The sequence below is a fragment of the Bacillus sp. NPDC094077 genome (assembly GCF_050279465.1).
Taxonomy (GTDB): Bacteria; Bacillota; Bacilli; order Bacillales; family Bacillaceae_G; genus Bacillus_A.
Window position 1 is genome coordinate 159,939 of sequence record NZ_JBNNUF010000001.1, and the last position, 20,818, is coordinate 180,756.

General features: G+C 35.0%; 23 protein-coding genes and 3 pseudogenes. 10 read left to right on the top strand and 16 right to left on the bottom strand.

Features of this window, described 5'->3' with window-relative positions:
• Positions 1-20: 20 nt before the first annotated feature.
• Together hutH and hutP are read right to left on the bottom strand one after the other, a co-directional pair.
• Entirely contained in the window at positions 21-1,538 is a 1,518-nt protein-coding gene (gene hutH / locus ACQKNR_RS00785; protein ID WP_427314668.1) for a histidine ammonia-lyase, read from the bottom strand.
• Between the two features lie 102 nt (positions 1,539-1,640).
• A complete protein-coding gene (gene hutP / locus ACQKNR_RS00790; protein ID WP_000926516.1) occupies positions 1,641-2,081 on the bottom strand; it encodes a hut operon transcriptional regulator HutP in 441 nt (146 codons plus the stop codon).
• A 195-nt stretch (positions 2,082-2,276) separates the two neighbouring features.
• Here hutP and ACQKNR_RS00795 point away from each other — a divergent pair, with 195 nt between their 5' ends.
• Positions 2,277-3,224: a class I SAM-dependent methyltransferase gene (locus ACQKNR_RS00795; RefSeq protein WP_427314670.1), complete on the top strand. Its 948-nt coding sequence runs from the start codon at positions 2,277-2,279 to the stop codon at positions 3,222-3,224.
• 13 nt (positions 3,225-3,237) lie between these two features.
• Here ACQKNR_RS00795 and ACQKNR_RS00800 read toward each other — a convergent pair.
• Together ACQKNR_RS00800 and ACQKNR_RS00805 are read right to left on the bottom strand one after the other, a co-directional pair.
• A pseudogene (locus ACQKNR_RS00800) lies at positions 3,238-3,810 on the bottom strand (DJ-1/PfpI family protein).
• Positions 3,807-4,394, bottom strand: a complete 588-nt coding sequence (locus tag ACQKNR_RS00805) for an AAA family ATPase (RefSeq protein WP_427314672.1) — start codon at positions 4,392-4,394, stop codon at positions 3,807-3,809. Before ACQKNR_RS00805 ends, ACQKNR_RS00800 begins: the two are co-directional and overlap by 4 nt.
• Positions 4,395-4,639: 245 nt before the next feature.
• On the opposite strand from ACQKNR_RS00805, the gene ACQKNR_RS00810 reads away from it, so the two are divergent.
• Positions 4,640-4,936, top strand: a complete 297-nt coding sequence (locus ACQKNR_RS00810; RefSeq protein WP_427314674.1) for a hypothetical protein — start codon at positions 4,640-4,642, stop codon at positions 4,934-4,936.
• A gap of 101 nt (positions 4,937-5,037) precedes the next feature.
• Positions 5,038-5,469, top strand: a complete 432-nt coding sequence (locus ACQKNR_RS00815) for a DUF2621 domain-containing protein (RefSeq protein ID WP_427314676.1) — start codon at positions 5,038-5,040, stop codon at positions 5,467-5,469.
• A 69-nt stretch (positions 5,470-5,538) separates the two neighbouring features.
• On the opposite strand, the gene ACQKNR_RS00820 is transcribed toward ACQKNR_RS00815, so the two are convergent.
• The 3 genes and pseudogenes from ACQKNR_RS00820 to ACQKNR_RS00830 all read right to left on the bottom strand — a co-directional run.
• The gene (locus ACQKNR_RS00820; protein ID WP_001028439.1) at positions 5,539-6,045 is read right to left on the bottom strand and encodes a CcdC family protein; all 507 of its coding nucleotides are present in this window, start codon (positions 6,043-6,045) and stop codon (positions 5,539-5,541) included.
• Between the two features lie 90 nt (positions 6,046-6,135).
• Positions 6,136-6,843: a cytochrome c-type biogenesis protein CcdA gene (gene ccdA, locus ACQKNR_RS00825; protein ID WP_427314678.1), complete on the bottom strand. Its 708-nt coding sequence runs from the start codon at positions 6,841-6,843 to the stop codon at positions 6,136-6,138.
• A 16-nt stretch (positions 6,844-6,859) separates the two neighbouring features.
• Positions 6,860-6,943, bottom strand: a pseudogene (locus ACQKNR_RS00830) (peptidase T); the annotation flags it as partial.
• A 533-nt stretch (positions 6,944-7,476) separates the two neighbouring features.
• On the opposite strand from ACQKNR_RS00830, the gene ACQKNR_RS00835 reads away from it, so the two are divergent.
• Together ACQKNR_RS00835 and ACQKNR_RS00840 are read left to right on the top strand one after the other, a co-directional pair.
• Positions 7,477-8,385 (top strand): EamA family transporter, encoded by a 909-nt coding sequence (locus ACQKNR_RS00835; protein WP_427314680.1) that lies wholly within the window; start codon positions 7,477-7,479, stop codon positions 8,383-8,385.
• An 87-nt stretch (positions 8,386-8,472) separates the two neighbouring features.
• Positions 8,473-9,618, top strand: a complete 1,146-nt coding sequence (locus ACQKNR_RS00840) for a M20 peptidase aminoacylase family protein (RefSeq protein WP_427314682.1) — start codon at positions 8,473-8,475, stop codon at positions 9,616-9,618.
• 36 nt (positions 9,619-9,654) lie between these two features.
• Here the strand turns inward: ACQKNR_RS00840 and ACQKNR_RS00845 are convergent, their stop codons facing one another.
• The 3 genes from ACQKNR_RS00845 to ACQKNR_RS00855 all read right to left on the bottom strand — a co-directional run bounded on the left by ACQKNR_RS00845 (position 9,655) and on the right by ACQKNR_RS00855 (position 12,169).
• A complete protein-coding gene (locus ACQKNR_RS00845) occupies positions 9,655-10,599 on the bottom strand; it encodes an ABC transporter permease (protein ID WP_427314684.1) in 945 nt (314 codons plus the stop codon).
• The gene (locus tag ACQKNR_RS00850) at positions 10,592-11,503 is read right to left on the bottom strand and encodes an ATP-binding cassette domain-containing protein (RefSeq protein WP_427314686.1); all 912 of its coding nucleotides are present in this window, start codon (positions 11,501-11,503) and stop codon (positions 10,592-10,594) included. Before ACQKNR_RS00850 ends, ACQKNR_RS00845 begins: the two co-directional genes overlap by 8 nt.
• 90 nt (positions 11,504-11,593) lie before the next feature.
• Positions 11,594-12,169, bottom strand: a complete 576-nt coding sequence (locus ACQKNR_RS00855) for an FtsX-like permease family protein (RefSeq protein WP_427314688.1) — start codon at positions 12,167-12,169, stop codon at positions 11,594-11,596.
• A 171-nt stretch (positions 12,170-12,340) separates the two neighbouring features.
• Here ACQKNR_RS00855 and ACQKNR_RS00860 point away from each other — a divergent pair.
• Positions 12,341-12,995 (top strand): annotated as a pseudogene (locus ACQKNR_RS00860) (histidine kinase).
• Positions 12,996-13,029: 34 nt separating this feature from the next.
• On the opposite strand, the gene alsR reads toward ACQKNR_RS00860, so the two are convergent.
• Complete coding sequence (gene alsR, locus ACQKNR_RS00865; RefSeq protein WP_427314690.1) at positions 13,030-13,938, bottom strand: acetoin biosynthesis transcriptional regulator AlsR; 909 nt, start codon at positions 13,936-13,938, stop codon at positions 13,030-13,032.
• A 152-nt stretch (positions 13,939-14,090) separates the two neighbouring features.
• On the opposite strand from alsR, the gene ACQKNR_RS00870 reads away from it, so the two are divergent.
• Both ACQKNR_RS00870 and ACQKNR_RS00875 read left to right on the top strand, forming a co-directional pair.
• Positions 14,091-14,456, top strand: coding sequence for a CidA/LrgA family holin-like protein (locus ACQKNR_RS00870; RefSeq protein ID WP_427314692.1), 366 nt, complete (start codon positions 14,091-14,093; stop codon positions 14,454-14,456).
• On the top strand, positions 14,453-15,130 hold the full coding sequence (locus ACQKNR_RS00875) for an LrgB family protein (RefSeq protein WP_427314694.1): 678 nt from the start codon (positions 14,453-14,455) through the stop codon (positions 15,128-15,130). The genes ACQKNR_RS00870 and ACQKNR_RS00875 overlap by 4 nt, the downstream gene beginning before the upstream one ends.
• Before the next feature lie 27 nt (positions 15,131-15,157).
• Here ACQKNR_RS00875 and ACQKNR_RS00880 read toward each other — a convergent pair whose 3' ends face one another.
• A complete protein-coding gene (locus tag ACQKNR_RS00880) occupies positions 15,158-15,556 on the bottom strand; it encodes an NUDIX hydrolase (protein ID WP_427314696.1) in 399 nt (132 codons plus the stop codon).
• Between the two features lie 141 nt (positions 15,557-15,697).
• Here ACQKNR_RS00880 and ACQKNR_RS00885 point away from each other — a divergent pair, with 141 nt between their 5' ends.
• Positions 15,698-15,898 carry a DUF3903 domain-containing protein gene (locus tag ACQKNR_RS00885; RefSeq protein ID WP_427314698.1) on the top strand — a complete coding sequence of 67 codons (201 nt, stop codon included), beginning with the start codon at positions 15,698-15,700 and terminating at the stop codon, positions 15,896-15,898.
• 318 nt (positions 15,899-16,216) lie between these two features.
• Here ACQKNR_RS00885 and ACQKNR_RS00890 read toward each other — a convergent pair whose 3' ends face one another.
• Positions 16,217-16,972, bottom strand: coding sequence for a sulfite exporter TauE/SafE family protein (locus ACQKNR_RS00890; protein ID WP_427314700.1), 756 nt, complete (start codon positions 16,970-16,972; stop codon positions 16,217-16,219).
• 311 nt (positions 16,973-17,283) lie between these two features.
• On the opposite strand from ACQKNR_RS00890, the gene ACQKNR_RS00895 reads away from it, so the two are divergent.
• A complete protein-coding gene (locus tag ACQKNR_RS00895) occupies positions 17,284-17,787 on the top strand; it encodes a GNAT family N-acetyltransferase (RefSeq protein WP_427314702.1) in 504 nt (167 codons plus the stop codon).
• A gap of 431 nt (positions 17,788-18,218) precedes the next feature.
• Here the strand turns inward: ACQKNR_RS00895 and ACQKNR_RS00900 are convergent, their stop codons facing one another.
• The 3 genes from ACQKNR_RS00900 to ACQKNR_RS00910 all read right to left on the bottom strand — a co-directional run bounded on the left by ACQKNR_RS00900 (position 18,219) and on the right by ACQKNR_RS00910 (position 20,796).
• Positions 18,219-18,365: a BC1881 family protein gene (locus ACQKNR_RS00900; protein WP_000644411.1), complete on the bottom strand. Its 147-nt coding sequence runs from the start codon at positions 18,363-18,365 to the stop codon at positions 18,219-18,221.
• Between the two features lie 173 nt (positions 18,366-18,538).
• A complete protein-coding gene (locus tag ACQKNR_RS00905) occupies positions 18,539-19,573 on the bottom strand; it encodes a nuclease-related domain-containing protein (protein ID WP_427314704.1) in 1,035 nt (344 codons plus the stop codon).
• 176 nt (positions 19,574-19,749) lie between these two features.
• Complete coding sequence (locus tag ACQKNR_RS00910) at positions 19,750-20,796, bottom strand: GH25 family lysozyme (RefSeq protein ID WP_427314706.1); 1,047 nt, start codon at positions 20,794-20,796, stop codon at positions 19,750-19,752.
• Between the last annotated feature and the right edge of the window lie 22 nt (positions 20,797-20,818).

Consider the following 20,818-nt stretch of genomic DNA (forward strand, 5'->3'; position numbering starts at 1 on the left):
AATCTCTCCCTTTTCTCATTTTATAGTGCCGCGTTTACATTCAATCTTTCTTTTATCGAATAATTCGTTTTTAACCAATGCGCAATATTTTCAATATCTGTTGAGAATATGCGATCATTTGTAATAGAAGGCACTTGCTGACGGCCTTGATGATAGAACATTTTCGTCACTGTACTCATTTTTTCAATACCGCGATATTCTGCTGCTTGCATCGCACAAATCATCTCAATGGAAAGAACGCGTCTTACATTTTGAATAATTTGATGTGCATGACGTGAAGCGATTGTTCCCATACTTACGTGATCTTCTTGGTTAGCTGATGATGGAATAGAATCTACACTCGCCGGATGTGCTAACGTTTTGTTTTCTGAAACGAGTGAAGCTGCTGCATATTGCATAATCATTGCACCTGACTGAAGTCCTGGCTCTGGACTTAAAAATGGTGGTAAATCATTTAACTGCGGGTTTACTAAACGCTCAATACGACGCTCTGAAATATTTGCCAGTTCTGCCATTCCTACTTTTAAGAAGTCCATCGCAAATGCAATCGGTTGACCGTGGAAGTTACCACCTGAAATTACTTTTTCCCCGCCATCAAAAATAAGTGGATTATCTGTTGCTGCATTCATTTCAATTTCTAATTTTTCTTTCACATAATTTAAAACTTGCCAAGAAGCACCGTGTACTTGTGGGATACAACGAAGGGAATATGCATCTTGTACACGAAGTTCTCCTTGTTTTGTCACTAACTTACTATCGTGGAGAATGTCACGAATTCTGCTTGCTACTTCCACTTGCTCTTTATAACCACGCGCTTTATGAACATTTTCATCAAATGCATCAATAATGCCTTGTAACCCCTCAATTGTCATGGAAGCAATTAATTCCGCTTGATAAGCCGTTGCTTCTGCTTCTATATAAGAAAGAACTCCTTGTGCTGTCATCGCCTGCGTACCATTGATTAATGCAAGACCTTCTTTCGCTTCAAGTTCAATTGGCTCAAGACCTTCTTCTGTAAGAGCAACCATTGCATGGACTCTTTTCCCTTTATAGAACACTTCACCTTCACCTAATAATACGAGCGCAAGATGCGATAAAGGTGCTAAATCACCACTCGCACCAAGTGAACCTTGTTGCGGGACAACTGGGTGAATTTTACGATTTACAAATTCAAGAAGCATATTTACAACAAGCGGTCTAACACCTGATACTCCTTTAAGCATCGTGTTCGCTCGTAAAATTAACATACCGCGCGATACTTCTTCCGGGAATGGATCACCTATCCCGCATGCATGTGACTGAATTAAATTATGTTGAAGTGCCTTTACATCATCTTTTTGGATAAGCACATCACTAAACTTTCCAAATCCAGTTGTAATACCGTAAACGACTTTTCCGTCCTCTACAATTTTCTCAACTACTTCGCGGCACTCCGCTACCTTTTGCATACTAGTTGGACAAGCTGTTACACCTTCCCCTTCAAGTAACAACCTCTTCATTTCTTCAACTGTCAATGTGTGTCCTGTTAACGTAATCATCATTTTTCCTCCTTAAAAAGGCAAAAGGGGACCTTATCTTTTTAAGACAGACTTCTGTCCTAAAAAGTAAGGCCCCCTTCTAACTAATAGACTATGGGCAAATCATATGTGATTAATTCCTAAACCAATCGCCTCATGCTCAGATCCTTTTACAGGTGCACCAATCGTTCCATATAATGCAACAGCAACCCATTCGCCTTCTTTTTTCCCGTCGTATGGTGTACCGCGCACAATCGCAAAACGAAGTCCTACTGTACGAAGAACGTCTGCTAACTGAATTTGACCTCTCGTCACTCCGTACAAAGCTTCCATTATTGCATGATAAAGTGCATGCGTTTCTCTGTAAACGTCTGTTTCAATAACTTGGTTGCTTTTAGCCGCTGTTTCCATTGCTGCTACAACCTTTTGCGAATTCATAGAACCCACTTTCCCCGTACAATATTTCCAACCTTTTGGAATAGATAATACAGGGCTTTCATTCTCATCCGCAAGTGCCAACAGCATGGCCATACGACCAATTCGATGTGTTCCTTGAAGAAGCATGTGACTCTCTCATTTCTTTTTAATTATTTGAATATTTCTTAATTTAAGAATATATGAAAACGGTTAAATCGTCAATAGTTTAAAATCATATTTAAACATTTTTTTAACTCCCCTAATTTGTGTACACAAATTATTTACACATTTTTTCTAGACATGCTATAGTCTCACTAACAGATGCAAAGGGGCGAGATTTCAGTGACAAAACGAAAAGATATTCATTTTCGAATTGAAGAAAAATTACTTGAAAGGTTTGAATCGGCACTCCATTACGAAGGTTTAAAGAAAACAGATGTATTAACACATGCGATTCAACAATTTTGCACGAAGGTGGAATGTGAAAAATTGAATGATGTAAAACGCCAATACAACGTCAGCAACCATCTACAAACACGTATCGATACGCATAAACGTTACGAAGAAAAACGAGTGGATTTAGATGAAGTCGTCATTGAACATTTACAACTTCAAGGGGAAGAAAAAATATTAGAGGTTGGTTGCGCTAACGGGAAATTTCTTTCCCTATTACAAATCACTGGTCATAAAGGCCAATTAATCGGGTTTGATCAATCGAAAACTATGCTTTCTGAAGCCGCTAAAAGGAGTAATAGAATTGAATGGAAACAGGGTGATGCTAGTAAACTTCTATTCGAATCTAATTGTTATGACTGGATAATCGCAAGACATATGTTATACCACGTGAAAGATGTTAAGAAGACACTTCAAGGTTTTTATAAAATCATTCGTCCCGGTGGTGCACTTTTCGCCACAACAAATTCTAAAGTTTCATTGCCTCGCATAATTAAAGTATGCAACAACATGCTAGACGCATTTGATTTACCGAAAACATCTCCAGCAGTCGCCCCATTTTGTTTAGAAAATGGTAAAGAGATACTACAATCTACTTTTCCGATTGTTGAGGAAACAATTATTCACAATGCACTCGTTTTTCATCACGCTACTCCGATCGTAAACTATATTTCTAGCATGTTCCCATCGCTGAATATACCTGATAATGTGTATCTTCACGCCGAAATAAAGGAATGGCTAAAAGAAGAAATAAACAAGGAATTATCTCTTCATAACGGTATATGGCGCGATCCAAAAACGTTAGCAATTTATCAATGCAAAAAGGAAGAAAGCTAGCATTTGCTAGCTTTTACACGTTTTCTGATAAAAGATTCTCCATCACCACATTGCCCTTACCACAATAAAAATTTGTATTATGTTCGTCTGCTACTCCAAAATAAGAGGCAATCGCTATTCCGAATGGTACAAATGCATGTCCTTGTGCTGTGATAATATTCGATTGCTGCACAATTTCTTTATATACAAAGTTTTCTACTGGAAAACAATCTAATTTTTAATAATCTATAGTCGCTGTATAAGAAATTTCTTTGAATAAACCCGCTTTTGCTAACGCGTACGGTCCAGCACAAATTGCAGCTACTAATTTTTCTTGTTCAGAAAATTGACGAATGATTGAAAAGAGAACTTCTGCATCTTTCATATGTACTGCGTCTCCACCTGGAATAAGTATTCCTTCATACTCTTCTACGCGCACTTCGCTTAATTCTATATGTGGCTACACTTGCAAACCTGTTCACTTCTAATCAATTCTTTCGTTAAGCCCGCTGTAATGATTTCATATTTGTTTTTTCAACAATGCCGTTGCTACCGTTATTTCAAACCCCGCAAATGTTGGGTATACGAATAATAATACTTTCGTCATAGTCCTCTCTCCTTTAGCCATCCTATAAAATATGCTTCTAATTCGTCCACTGATAATGTATTCGTGTCCACATAAGTTACAGGAAATTGTTTATACCATTCTTTTTCATTTTCTACTAATTTAAATTGTTCCTCAAATGTACTTCGAGTTCTCGCCCTATCATTATGTTTTCTATCATATAAACTCTCTTTCGAAACATCTAAATAAAAAATTGCATCCGAACGACATTCTCTTAATTTGTGCAATTCATCTTTTAATTCTGTTTCTATATCCCACTCTTCTCCTATTAATTTCGGATAAAAAAGTGTATAGAACTCAATATCTTCTGGTCCACGATCAAAAATCACAGTCGATTCCTGGATATTTTGAAACTCTTTTATTTTTGCTTCCATAAACATTTTTTGATTTGCTATAAAACCCTCTTTTGAATTCATATCTAAATTCAATTCTTTTCGCTTTTCTACAATTGGATATGGATTTTCATATATAACTGATAGCCCATATTGCTCTAGCCTTTTGGCCAATGTTGTTTTTCCACTTGCCATAGGCCCTTGAAGTGAAATTACGTATGCCATCCCTCTCATTCCCTTTTCCTATAATACATTGATAATATACAGAATTTTGAAAACTATCAACAAAATATATATCATCTTGTTTCTTATTCTTATCTAACTTATAATAAAAAATAGAGATTATGACGGACGCAAAAATAATGTAAGCTTGGAAATCCAAGCTTACATTATTTTTTGCTTTCCCTTTTCTTATAAAAAGAGTATACTAGATTAGAACGTATGTTCTTAACAATTACATACAGTAAGGAGATAGAACAATGGTATACGATACAAAGGCAATTTCTTGGAATGAATCTTTAAAACAACTTCAACGCCGCTATACAAACAAACAAGTTGACCGAAAAGAATTTGAAGATATTGAACTGATGGAATTCTTCCGTGATAACGACTACATTCCTTTACCTACACATATAAGCGGCCTATCAACAGCGCGTTTTACTTCTTACTCTATTTTCACAACTGAAGATAAAGATCGTAAAGTTGGCACACTAATCATTGAATATGTAGAAGATGATAATGATAACTTATGTGTTGAACAACTATACTTTGTTTAAATGATAACGCTTGGTCAAAATGACCAAGCGTTCTTGCTTTCTATGAATCTAACTGTTTATAATATAAACAAATACTGCTTTCGTTAAAGGAGGGCATACGATTGCTTGAAGGATGGTTTAGTTGGTTTATAGTCGTTTGGACTGTTGTATTATTAGGACTTATGTCTATTGGTGGATATTTCATGTTCAGAAAATTCCTAAAACGATTACCAAAAGAAGACGGTATGTCCATTTTAGATTGGGAAGAACACTATATAAATAAAACGAGACATTTATGGGCTGACGAACAAAAACAATTGTTAGAAGAGCTTGTAAGTCCTGTTCCAGAACTATTTCGCGATGTTGCCAAATCAAAAATTGCTGGCAAAATCGGAGAACTTGCATTACAAGAAAATGCCTCTCAAATTACACAAGACTTAATTATTAAAGGATATATCATTGCCACACCAAAGCGTGACCATAAATTTTTAGTTAAAAAACTGCAAGAGAAAGAAATTGATTATTCCGACTACCAATCTTTACTCGCAAAGTAACTTCACATTATTTAAAAAAAAGACAGCATCTTTGACGCTGTCTCTTTTTATTTTATACATATACATTTTTCAAGTTAGCTTCATATCTTTTTCATTATAAAAACCATCTTCTTTTTCCATTTCCTTCTGTAATTTCGTAAAGGAACGGTACATCGCGATTCTCCATGACACAATCATTGCAAACGCAAGTAAGAAGAACATGCCACTAAGTTGTCCTAAATCAAGAGATTGGCTTAAGTATGTTTTAAATACAATACGCACTACAAGTAATCCAATTAATATAAAAACAAATGCTTTTGAACGCTTCAAATAAATCTCTTGTCCTCTAATTTCAAATTTAGATGTTTTAATAAGAAAAATAGAGAAAAATAAACCAACACCAATTGCTTCTAACATTTCTGCTGGAGTTAATCGAAATTCTGGAAAAACATACATCAATGCTCCCGTGCTCATAAAAAATGGCGGAAGTATAATTTTTTTCAATGTTGCAGGTTTCTTAGCTGCTTTTAAACGAATAAACATCGCACCGACAGCCATACAAACAGCAACAATACTTGATAAAAGAACTATGTTCATATTTTCTCATCCTTTTTTGTGGCTATATGCAAAATATACTTTCATTATATGCTTTTCCGTTAGTATTTCCAACATTTTCACAGAATAATACTAAAAACCGGTAAAACCACCAAATAAACTTGAGAAATATACGATAATTTTCGTCATCCAGTTAAAGTATAGGAAGATACCCATGACAATCATAATGTATCCTCCGACTTTCATGAAGGCCATACTATTTCTTTTAATCCAAGACATTTTCGTAATAAAGAATGACAGTACGAAAAACGGGATAGCAAATCCGAGTATGTAAGCAATCATATAAATCATTGCTGATTCTGGGTTTGTTGCTGCTAATCCAATTACGGACACTAAAATAGGTCCAGTACATGGCGTCCATCCTGCAGCAAAGGCCAATCCAATTAGAACGGATCCAAAATAGCCACTCGGACGATTTTTAAATGTAAATTTACGGTCTTGCATTAAAAACTTCGGCTTAAACACACCGACAATAATTAAACCGAACACGATGATAAATATACCACCTAACTGTCTAATTAAATCTTTATAATCCGTAAAGATACCTCCGATAAAACTTGTACCAAATCCAATTGCCATAAATATAATTGAAAATCCAAGTAAGAAAAACGCTGTATGTATCATACTTCTTTTGCGAAGCATTGCATTTTCTTCTTTCAATTCAGAAACCGACATACCTGTTATGTACGATAAAAATGCCGGATAAAGCGGTAAGCAACATGGGGAAATGAATGATAAGAACCCAGCACCAAACGCTAAAAAAACACTAATATCTTGCATGATTCCACTCCTCTCCTTAAATATTGTAGCAAAAACACATAAAAATACTATGAACAATTCGTGAAATTACTTTTCCAACGTGATAATAAGAAAAACTACCTTTTCACATAGTTTCTAATAAAGTGAAACTTTAATCAGTGGGGGGTTCATCCCCACTAATTATTAGTTGAACCAATGGGGCGTTTACGGGCAGTTGATTTCCTACCTAACTTCTTTTCTCCAGCCGAATTTTGAGGTGGGAGTCTTACCGTCCACAAATAGTGGATAAAACGTTTTCATTTCCTTCTATTATATAGAAAAATCTCAATTGGATTATGAAACTCCTTTAATTGTTATTAACATAACAAAGGTAACATAGTTTCTCAAATGATTAGCACGTTATAGGTACGTCTATATACATATTGATTCAAAAAATATTTTTTTCAAATGCTGTCTTTATACAATACAAAGCTGTTTTTACAATACTTTTATAATTAATAATTTCAAGATTATGCATAAATATCATACTTTTATTATTATTCTATAAAATGTCACACTTTTCTTTTATTTGACCCTTCATTTTTAATTTTGTATACTTCCCTCTAGATATATTTTCGTTACGGAACAACTTCATATAGATGGGAGGAATTTTTCATGCTTCGTTATTCTCTTTTAGTTTTATTAGGAGCGTGTAGTTATGGAATTTTAGCTATTTTTGTTAAACTTGCATATGCAGAAGGATTTTCACTTGGAGAAGTAATTGGCAGCCAATATTTGTTCGGTTGGATTATTTTGCTTGCTATTACACTTCTATTTTCTAGACACCGTGTTCCATTAAAACAAGCGTTAATTTTATTCGTTGCAGGAACATCTGCAAGTTTTACTGGGATTTTTTATTATGCTTCATTAAAAACTGTACCAGCATCTATTGCAATTATTCTTTTATTCCAATTCGTTTGGGTCGGAATTATCATTGAAGCAGTCGCAACAAAAACATTGCCTTCAAGAGAAAAAGTTATTTCCGTTATTTTCTTACTTGTAGGTACATTTTTATCAAGTGGTTTACTAGAAAAATCAGCAGGTGATTTCGATACGACTGGAATTATTTTAGGTTTATTATCTGCTGTTACATTCGCAACATACATTTTCGTGAGCGGAAAAGTGGCTGTTGAAGTACCTTCATTACCACGTGGGGTCCTTTTAATGGCTGGCGCTTTAACTTTAGTAATGATCGTATTCCCGCCAACATTTATTATGAACGGTGCCATTTCTCAAGGACTTTGGAAATATGGCTTAGGATTAGGAATATTTAGTATCGTTATTCCGTCTATTGCCTTTACAATTGGTATTCCAAAAATCGGTTCTGGCTTAGCGACTATTCTTGGTGCAGCGGAACTACCAGTTACAACAATTATGTCTGTATTCGTTTTAAAAGAAGCTGTACTATCTTCACAATGGTTCGGTGTATCACTTATTTTAATTGGTATTGCAATTCCGCAAATTGCATATGCAATGCGTGGACGTTATCAAAAACATCATACACATAAAAAAGTGGCAGCATAAACGAGAGAGGATTTTCATTTGAGAATCCTCTCTTTTATTGTTGTATACTTATGGTAATTACTTCACTTAAGAAAGAGGGCATAATACGTGGTACCTATTCCAAATCAACTAATAGAAAAACTTATTTCTATTCGTCGACATTTACATGAGTATCCAGAACTATCATATGAAGAGTTTGAAACAACAAAAGCGATAAAAAATTGGTTAGAAGAAGCAAATATTACTATTATTAATTCCAATTTAGAAACAGGAATTATCGCTGAAATTTCTGGTAATAAAAACGGTCCACTTGTAGCAGTTCGAGCTGATATTGATGCCCTTCCTATTCAGGAAGAAACAGATTTATCATACGCATCAAAAATTCCTGGTAAAATGCATGCTTGCGGACATGATTTTCATACAGCTGCTATTATTGGTGCAGCTTACTTATTAAAGGAAAAAGAATCTTCTCTTAACGGAACTGTTCGCTTTATATTCCAGCCGGCTGAAGAAAGCAGTGATGGTGCTTGCAAAGTTATTGATGCTGGACATTTACATGGTGTGCAAGCTATTTTCGGCATGCATAATAAACCTGATTTATCAGTAGGTACAATTGGTATTAAAGATGGTCCACTAATGGCCGGAGTCGATCGATTTGAAATTGAAATTCACGGAGTCGGTACACACGCAGCTGTACCAGATGCTGGAGTGGACCCTATTGTCGCATCCTCTCAAATTGTTATGGCACTGCAAACAATTGTAAGCCGAAATATAAGTTCATCTCATAGTGCAGTTGTAAGTGTAACAAATATTCATTCAGGAAATACGTGGAACGTAATTCCTGAAAAAGCTACGTTAGAAGGCACTGTTCGTACATTTCAAGCTGAAACACGTGAAAAGATACCAGCTTTAATGGAGCGTATTATTAAGGGCGTTTCTGATGCATTAGGTGTAAAAACAGAATTCCGTTTTTATTCGGGCCCCCCTGCCGTTCATAATGATACAATCCTTACTGATTTATGCACTCAAATTGCAGAGGAAATGGCTCTAAATGTGATCACACCTACTCCTTCCATGGCTGGAGAAGATTTCTCCTTTTACCAACAAGAAATACCAGGTTCATTCGTTTTTATGGGAACGAGTGGTACACATGAGTGGCATCATCCTTCTTTTACAATTAATGAAGAAGCACTACCTATAAGTGCAGAATATTTTGCTTTGCTAGCGGAAAGAGCACTTAAACAATTCTCATAAGAAAAGCCGTTAAGGAGTACTTAACGGCTTTTCTTATTAAGTTAAATCACGTTTTAAAAACACAGTATAGGAAATACCTAAAAATACGAATAAATAAAGTAGTAACATACATGAAGCAAACGGGAATGTTACTCCATCAATAAAACTTCCGCTCTTTGAAATATCGTATAAATTTGTGTTTGCCGGTAATAAATATTTCACCCAGTTATATCTAGTTGCTGCTAATAACACAATATGTCCTGATAAAGCAAGAAATAGCGAAATACCGATCGCACCTCCACTAGATCTTGTTAAAACAGAAATCATAAACGCAAACGCTGCGTACACAAGAGTTGGCAACCACGATAAAACATAATATTTACTTGCTTCTACAAAAATATTTTGTTTGATAATATTTCCATCTTGGAAAATAAACTCACTCCATGCAGGCTGTTGGAATTTATAAATAACAAGCCCACATAAAGTGGAGAAAATCATATTAAATAGAAACAATAAAGCTGCAAATATAACGATTGCTAAAAATTTTGCTGTTAAAATTTTAAATCGACTCGCCGGACGGATCGTTAAAAATTTATATGTTCCCCAGCTATATTCATTCGCAAAAATTGTACTTGCATACACAAGAATAAATGGAAGCAAAATAGGAAATACGATAACACCTGTATCTCTCATGAAAGAAAGTGGAGAACTGCTTGCCGGTGCTGTCTCCGTATCTAAATGCTTCATTTTAAGCTGATATTCCTTTACAAGCTCGTCTCCTGACCTTTCTGCTAAAATAGCTTCTTTTTTCATGCCAAGCTTTTTCTCAATCTCTACTGTACGTTCTGTATAATCTGTTTTCCACCCTTTTGTTTCTGGTTCTAAATACTTTACCGTAACCCATCCTAATCCAATTATTAATACTGCAATAACTGCAAAAGGAATAATCGTTCTTTTACGCTTAAATATTTTATACAGCTCGTTATACACTAAATTAAACAATATCTTTTCCCCCTGTTAATTCTAAAAATTGCTCTTCTAACGTTTTTCTTTCTTCATATACACGATAAACTTGAATATCTTTCTCAAGCAATGTACGAATAACATTTGGGATTTCTTCATCTTTTACATTGATAAGTAGATCATTACCTTTTATTAAAACATTCTGCTCTAACATTTCAGCTGCTTTATTTGCATCATCTACACGTATACGGATTGTCTCCATCTCTTCGCTTTGACTCTGCTGAATATTTTGGGTCGCTACGTATTCCCCGTGTTGAATGATGATCACTCTGTCACACATTAATTCAACTTCTGAAAGTAAGTGACTAGATACAAGAACCGCTTTTCCTTGTTCATGTGCAATTTTCTTTATGTACATCCGCATTTCATGTATACCACTAGGATCTAATCCATTCGTTGGTTCATCTAGTATTAATACATCCGGATCATGAATAAGCGCCTGAGCGATTCCTAAACGTTGTCTCATACCAAGGGAATATGCTTTTACTTTACGGTCAATTACTTGTCCCATTCCTAACAGTTTTACTACTTCATCGATACGTTCTTCGGTCACATTACTATTCATTCGTCCGAAATATGTTAAATTTTCATAGCCACTTAAAAAAGGATAAAATTCTGGCGTCTCAATTACAGCACCAATTTTCGCAGCTGTACTTTCAAATTGCTGTTTCACAGATTGACCATCAATCCACACTTCGCCTTCTGTCATACGGATCATACCGACCATCATTCTCATTAAAGTCGTTTTCCCAGCACCGTTTGGTCCTAGTAAACCAACAACCTCACCTTTTTTCACTTCAAAACTAATATTTTGCACAAGTGTCTTTGAACCGATTTTCTTCGTCAGCCGCTCAACTTTTACAATTGATTGTTCATTTGTCATTCTATACAACCTTTCTTTCCCATTCTTTGTCAGGTCTTTTCACTGTAACATGATTATTTTTATGTGTAAAATAGAAAAAAGCATGATTTCTCATGCCCTTTTCTTGAAATGAAACGAATTTTCATCTTTTAAACTTTGAACAAATCGACAGCATTGCATCATCGATAATAAGACAACAACCATCATAATTATACTAACAACTACTATTGCATATATTGTAATCGGTGCACTATTTATTCCTTGTATCCCTGCTATTTTCATAAAGATAATCGTAAATAATTTCAAAAATAACATCCCATGAACTAAACCGAAAATAACCGCCGCTCCATAAATGAATAATTGCTCCTGACATAATAAACATAGCATTTTATTTCTTTTCATATTCTCTGTTACATAAGATTTAAATTCCTCTCTCCTCACTTGCAAAAGGGAATACGTCATTTTGTATGTAATAAAAATACATATAAAAATCAAAAAAATAAACATAGCATAAAAACACATTTCAAATATACGTATATCCCCTACTTTATCCATTACTACATCATTAAATTGTAGCGATATCATGAAAAACAAAATCATAGTACTCATGGCAACCCACATGAATTGCTTCATCCTTTTGGCAGCAAATGTTCTTATATTTTTTCTCGCTAACCGACATAAAGACATAAATTTCTTCCCCTACCTTATTACATACGCATTCTATACTACTAGTGTATAAAAATATGACATTACAAACATCGCACTTCAATCGGAATCTCTTCTAAGCCTTTAGTCTTAGAAAAACAAATGACATTAATTCATATCCAGATTATAATCTGCAAAAAAGGGGGTTATAATATGCGTATAAAAGTGTTATTCATCTTATTTTTACTTTTCTTTACTAGTTGTAGCCCACTAAAAAATAATAAAGTCGCTTCTGTAGAACCGTACAAGTTAACAAAAGAACTATCTTCTATTTTACAAATGACTCCTATTCAAGAAGGAAATAGCATGTTTTATCACGTTACGCTTAAAAATGATAAAGATGAAAGAAATGCTGTAATTGAATATTATCAAAAGGGTACAAAAGTGAAAGAGATTGCTAACATAGCCTCATCACATTTTTCAAAAAAGAAAATAAAACTCTCTTTCATACCACCACATTTCCAATTTGATAAAGATGTAACAAGAGGAAAAATATTGGTATGTTAATATTGAAGGTAGTTCAATGCTTGCTCCTGAAGAATCACCTCCAGGCGGAAATAGTTCTGCATCTACTACAATTCAATCTGCCAAAAATTTAAGGTACAATCAGAAAATGATTTTAGCTGCTGTAATCCAAACAAATAAAGAAACTGTAAGCGTCCCTACAATTGATGAAGAATCGGGTATTGATCTACTCTTAAAAGAAAACGAACACGTTTATCTATTTAGTATCGAGCCAAAAAACAATAAAGCGGAAATGCAACTCAAGTGCATTTCCGCTTTATTGTTTAATAAGGTGTACTTTTAAACATCTTAATTACATCCATACCCCGCCACTACTACTACTCGTCCTTCTCATCTCCTACTTCTATTCGTTTCTTCTCCCTTGCAATCTTTAAAAACTCTAAAAGCTCTGGATTACTATTCATTTTTTTATAAGCCACCGACATTTCTGCGACGAAATTAGAATCACATAGCTCTTTATACACGACTTCTGTTTTATATAATTTATTTGCCGATACGGGGATAACTGTAATTCCAATCCCTGCTGCTACAAGCCCCATAACTGTTTGATATTCCGTCGCTTCTTGTACAATGCGTGGACTAAATCCAACTTCTCGGCAAAGAGATAAAATTGTATCGTACAACGCCGGCCATACTGGTCTCGTAATAAATACGAACGGTTCATCTCTTAAATCTTCGATATGTATTTCTTCCTTTTCAGCAAGCGGATGTGCCTTCGGTAAACATAATGTACAGGAAAGTTTTTGAATTGGCTCTAACTCCAGCAGCTGCGTTGAAATTGGCGGACGTAAAAATCCAATATCAATTCGATTATCATGAAGCGCATGTACTTGATCCGGTGTTGACAATTCATGTAATGCTACAGACACCCGTGGAAATTTCTTTCTATACTCCCTAACAATTGAAGGTAAAATATCATATATCGCCGCACCTACAAAACCAATTGAAAGTGAGCCAACTTCTCCCCTTTGCGCACTTTGTGCAACTTCTACTGCTTTTTCAATTTGTTCAAACGCTTTTTTTACTTCTTTTAAAAACATTTCTCCTGCTTCTGTTAATTCAACCTTTCTCTTCGTTCTTGAAAATAACATAACTCCCATTTCTTTTTCTAATTGCTGAATTTGTTGACTAAGTGGTGGTTGTGTCATTTGTAAACGAGCAGCCGCTCGTCCAAAGTGTAACTCCTCTGCCACAACAACAAAATATTGCAAATGCCGTAATTCCATTTTGGACACCCTTTTCACTTTCAATTAATACGTCTAATATATTAATAACATATAATTTATATATTAGACAAATATTTTGAATGAACGTATAGTAGAAATTGTTAATTCTTTTTTACAATTTTTATGTAAAAAAAGAAAGAGGTGGTTACTGTATGAAATGGTGGAAGTTAAGCGGACAAATTTTATTATTATTTTGTTTCGCTTGGACAGGTGAATGGATTGCAAAACAGGCACACCTCCCAGTTCCAGGAAGTATAATCGGTATTTTTTTATTATTAATCTCATTAAAGCTTAACCTAGTTAAAAAAGAATGGGTACAGGATGGCGCTGACTTTTTATTAAAAGAACTTATTTTATTTTTCATTCCTTCTGCAGTCGCTGTCATACGCTACAAAGATACACTATCACAATATGGAATCGATCTCATTTTAATTATTATGATTAGTACACTTTGTGTCACTCTCGTTACAGGACTTTTAACAGAATTGCTACTTAAGCGGAAAGGATCAACGCAATGATCGGCTTTCTTTGTTTGTTATTAACACTATTAACATATTGGATATCTAAAAAAATGTATCAACGCTGGAATTGGAGCTTACTTTCTCCTCTTCTCGTCTGTCCCATTATTTTAATTGCTTTATTGCTCGGACTAGACACGCCTTATGAAACATATGAATCTGGTGGCCAATGGCTAACAGAATTATTAAAACCTGCAACAGTTGCTTTTGCATGGCCAATCTATAAATACTTTGATTTATTAAAGAAACACGGAATCGCCATCTTACTTAATGTCATTGTCGGCTCGTTTTTATCAGTTATTACTTCAGCACTACTAGCTAATTATTTTCAAATTGATGCGTCACTAGAACATAGTTTAGCACCGCATATCGTAACGACACCAATTGCAATGGCTATTTCAGAAATGATTGGTGGTATGTCACAATTAACAGCTGTATTTGTCGTTTTAACTGCCTTAACAGGAGCATTACTCGGTCCTTCTCTCATCCGTATTTGCCGTATTAAAACAGCAATTGCAAAAGGCATTATGTTGGGTACGAGCGCAAATGGAACCGGTACGTCAAAAGCATTCGAAATCGGTCCTGTCGAAGGAACAATTGCCAGTTTATCCATGCTTTTAACAGCAGGGGCTAGTTTAGTTATCGTTCCGCTTTTCTTATCTTGGATACATTAAAAAAGCAAGTATTTACATACTTGCTTTTTAATATATATATCGGCATATTAACTCGTAATCCTCCGGAAAAGCTAACGATAATTTTTCAACTTCACGTATCCCTTTCCAATCAATTTCATGTATTAACTCATCAGGATCTTGAATTTTCATATTACCGCCTATTTTTTTAACAAAGTAATAATGAACATACACCGGAATTCCGTATGTAATACCTTCTTTTTCGTATATTTTATTTACAACCTCCACATTGTAACCCGTTTCCTCCCAAACTTCTCGAATACAACATTCTTCTAGCGTTTCTCCCTTTTCAAGTCCTCCACTTGGGACAGACCACCTTTTTTCTTCCCCTTCTTTTCCTTGCAATACCATTAAAACTTCATTTCTGTCATTTATGCAAATAGCTGCCGTACCTATCCATCTCTCCATAAACATCCCTCCCTTACTAAAATTCGCCTTCTTTTTTATTTTCTCCTTAAAAAAAGAGGAAATAAATAAAACGGTGACGAAAGAAGACATCAACTTCATAGACAGTCCCTTCTTAGAAATTAAAAACGGAAGGATGAAATTATGATTTCTAAATATGTTGTGGAATGTGTCTTTTGTGAAGAAAATCGAAAGCCTCGCCAAGCTATCGTCACAGTTCCCGCCACTTCTCAGCTACTAGCTATTCAAAAAGTGCGAGCTGAATGTAAACGTCGCTTCGGAAAAACTTTATTATTGCAAACAGAGATTAAAGAAGAAATAATTTTTGAACAAAAAGAAAGCTGACCATCAATTGGCCAGCTTTCTTATCCGATCATATTTTCACATGAAGATTAGGGGCATCCTCTTTAAGGATCGGGATTTTCCCATTATGTACGTTCCATAATGGTCATCGAACAATATATTTCTATGCAATTAAGTATTGAATAGAATAGGGCAAAACTTGTTCGCATTTTTAGAAAAGGGATAGGGATATAATTCAAGTAGTACTTCGAATACTCGAACTTTACACTCATAATATTAAAGCAAATCCTTTTATATGGGAAATATGAATTACTTACATAATTCATTCGTAAAATATATTAATAGTTTGCTATATTAGTTTTATTCCACCAATAACATACATCCAGCTAACACCGGCGTCATAATCATTGAAAATCTCAGAAGCATGCGTGGTGCGTAATTTGTAAACTTCGCACCGATATATGCCCCTAACATCGTCCCAATTAATACTTGCAATAACAATATATAGTCTAAATACCCTTCCGAACTATATCCAAGCCCGCCTCCAATTGCAATCGGTAATATAACAAGCATAGTCGTTCCTACAGATTGCTGTATCGTTAATCCTAAAAGAACCATTAGTCCAAGTTGTATAAAGGGGGCTGAACCAATCCCGAATGAACCAGCCAAAATTCCAGTAGCTAATCCTAGACATATACATTTCATCAAGTTGTTTTTTGAAAGTTCTTTCTTTCCACATAAGGATAGCTGTTGCTTATTTCGAGACATAATTAATTTAATAAACATAAAAATTGCTGATAAAAATAACATCCCAGCTGTAAACCAATGAAGAAGATGTGCTGGTATAAGTGAACCAAACTTTGAACCGATATAAGAACCAAGCGCTCCAAATCCACCAACAACCCCGCCTATCATAAGTACGACATTTCCTTCACGATAATGACTTATAACTCCAGATAACGTCGTAAATGCCATAGCAGTTAAAGATGTTGCAAGCGCAACGTGAATAGGAATATGAAATACTAAAGTGAGTATCGCGATAATAAATCCAGCTCCCCCAGCTCCAACAAATCCTAATAAAATACCCATTAATAACATCGTTATAATAATTGCCACATACTCTCCCTCCAGTACCCCAATTATCTACTATACGCCCTCTTTTATACAAATAAAAAGCATCCTAGCCGTTAAAGACATATAAAAAATACATTGTAATGTTTGATAATTTATAATAAAGATTGATAAAAAGGTCTATTTTGTAGGGTAATTGCTTATGCATAAAATAACACTAATTTTTTTGTATACTGTTGCTATAAACTCTCGCGAGAGTTTGAAAATAGATTCGCGAATCAACCGGGTTTCCAACCTGATGTGGTGATGAGGTACGAAGCTATTAAGTGCAGTGACATAACTAGGAGGTTTCCACTATGACAGATTTATTTAAAGCTATGGCGTTCCAGCTGAAAACTGAACGACTTGACCTGAATATGTGGGAAGAATCTGATTCAGCCTGGATGAGAAAATTAATTGGCGAACGTGGTGTGAACACGCCACCCCTTGACTCCGTTCGTAGCCAGCTTATCGAGATGCGCAAGAGAGCAGCCGAAAATGGCATTTCCCTTCTCACTATTCGCCGACGAGACGAAGGCGATTTCATCGGATACTGTGGCTTGATTATCGGTCGTTCTACACTTGAAGAACCTGAGATCGCATACGAGTTGTTCCGCAGTGCTCATCGTAAAGGCTATGCGACTGAGGCAGCATCCGTTGTGCTGGACGCTGCGATCGCTACCGGGCGCCACAGACTTTGGTCGACTGTACGCCCTTGGAATGTTGCGTCCTTCCGGGTGCTAGAAAAGATTGGATTTGAGCGGCATCACAGTACGTGGGACGAGCGCGGTGAGATTGTTTGGAACGTACGCAATCTTTAGAGATCCCGACCTAATTCGAAACTACGGAAAAGGAGAAAAGGTCATTCGTTTAAGGGAGAGTCCAGGTAAAGATAAAAGGACTGATTTATCCCCCAATTAGTGACAAACTATAACCGAAGCATTTACTCCAGCTGAAGCAGTAACAAAAAATATTATTGCACGAATTGGGTGCTTATCTTGAATATGATTAAAACGACGATTTTCAACAATCGGGCGTTTTAATTGAGCAACAATCACAAAACTTATCAAACTTTTTTATAAAGGCTTATTAAGTTAATTTAATCAAACTTTGTTCCAAGGCTATAAAAAGAGCCTTTATCGATAATTACTTAGTAATCAAAGATAAAGGCTTTTAATTTCAATGTTTAGCTATTGTTATATATTTAACATTTCGGATACTTTTACTACTTCTCTATATTGAAAATATGTACTCAATCTTGATTAATCAAAATAACAGCAGGACCGGCAACGACTACTCCAGCTACTTCTATCTTTTCAAATTCCTTTACTGTAATTGATATAACACCTTCTCTTTCCATCAATTCTTTACTCAGGACATCAGTCGGTATCGCTTTCACCGTCTTACCTCCTTTTCATTTATACAATATGATAAAAACAACCCAATGCATCTATATATATGCATCACCTCCGCTTTCATTCCTTATTCCATTCAAAAATTATATCTTCCTTCTATAACATATTGAAAAATAAAAAGAAGTTATACAATATATAACTTCTTCCTCTCGCTATATTAATCTCGCTGCACTTTATACTCTATATAATTCATCCGGCTAATCATTTCTCGAATCTTGTCTAATTCTTGTTCTGTATATATTACTTTCCCTGTTAAGATTTCATTTCTGAAAAACGTTACAATTTGCTCCCTATCTTTTAATCTAGGTGTTTCTTCCTTAGAAAGATCTAGTACTTCTTTGCCACTCTCATTATAAAAATATACAATCGGCTTTACGTTTTCCTTTACAATATCAACTTGCATTTCTTTCAGACAATTGTATAAAATATGTGATAATTCCCTCGCTCTATAGACTGGATTCCCTTCATTTTTCACTTGTATCGTTAATGAATCTTTACCTGTAATACATTCAAACGTCTCTTCTTTTTCAACTTCTTGTTGATACTTACCAATTTCATCAATCATAAATGAATATATACTAGCATTTTCTTTCGTTACACCATGAATTAATTTCCCTGTCCATTCTTTCGTCTCAAATAAATAAATACCCGTTTTGCACAAGATGAGGTGATGGATTCGATTATCTTTTATTTCACGGTTATTTCTAATAAAAACATTCGGTATAATATGAAATTCATTATCTAGTATTATTCCTTGCTCTACGAAGCCTTGTTTCATATAATGTAATGTTTCTTGCGTATTCACTTCAGCGCTATTTTTAGTATACTCTCGTAAATCTGCAATTAATTTTTGAAACATATGTATTTCATTACTATGTTTATCTTGCATTTCACTACGTTCTTTACTATGCTGTACCGCTAATTGATTTTTCATCATACGCATATTTTCAAGCTCTCTAGCTGTACTCACTTGTAAATCATTATATTTTTTCTGTTCCATATTTTTTAAAGTTTCTTGTTGTTCTTTATGCTCTGTAATCGTAGCGGCGATTTCACCTTCATACGTTTCGATTGCTTGTTTCTTTTCAAACTCTACTTGCTGGCCCTCTGATTCTAACTGTTTATTTTTATAAAACAGTACGAACACTGCAGCTAATAATATTAAAATTATACCTATTAGCACATAATCCATATTTCTTCTCCTTCGTTTCTATATCTTTTTTAAGTATAGCCATTACATTATACTATGCTATCAACGTACACTTTGTAAAAATTATATATATTTATTAAAAAATGCACCTCATGCGAGGTACATTTTTTTAATAAAATCCCACCTTACATTACTGTGACAGAGTAGTACAGTATACTTTATTGTACACCATACTGAATATAACTCGAATCATAGTATATCCATTCATCTCCACCTAAACCAAGCCAGTCATCTTGCTTACACCATACCCGATATGCCTCACCATGATGTAACTGTCTTATAACATTTCCGTTTAATGATGGAGCATCACGCAAATTCACATTATCACCAGTAATAGTCGCCACATAATGTTTATACTGAATATAACTCGAATCATAGTATATCCATTCATTTCCACCCAAAGCAAGCCAACCATCTTGTTCGTCCAAAACTTTATATGATTCACCTCGATTTAACTGGCGGATTACACTAGATTGTAAAGATGGTCCACTCCGTAAATTTACATTATCACCATTAATTACAGCAACACCGTAGACTGCAGTAGCATTAGTAGGTGGGGAAACATTTCCACCACTTGCTCCATTTCCTTGTAAAGCTTCTAATGAAACAGCTGCTGATACGTCACAATTTCCTCCTACACCTGAAATTTGACCAGAATCTGTGTATTGCCACGCTGTCCACTCTGTCCAGCCACCAGCATCAGCAGGCGGTGTGCTAGAGTATCTGGAAATCCAAAGTGGAATATCACTTAATCCATTAATACCAAATTCATTAATATACCAAACTCCTGTATATAACATTACATTTTTTCCAGTGGCCTGTTTCACATAATTTATGAAACTTCTTGCCCAATTAGATATAGCGGTACCAGTTAAATTACTATTACTCGGATCTGTTGGTGATTCTAAATCTAGAACTGGAATTAAGTCTGTCTGATTGCTTTGTAATATACTTACAAAATATTTCGCTTCTGAAATTGCATCATTTTGTTCTGGATGTGCAAAATGGTATGCACCGATTAATACATTCGCCTTTCGAGCTGCTTGTACATTTTGAGCAAAAGTAGGATCAATAAAATTCACACCTTCTGTCGCTTTTGCATATGCTGCTTGAATACCAGATGCCTTAACTGCATTCCAATCAATATTCCCTTCCCAATGAGACACATCGATAAACGTAACATTTGAACTCGATCTGTTTTGCATATAAAATCTCCTATCAAATTTT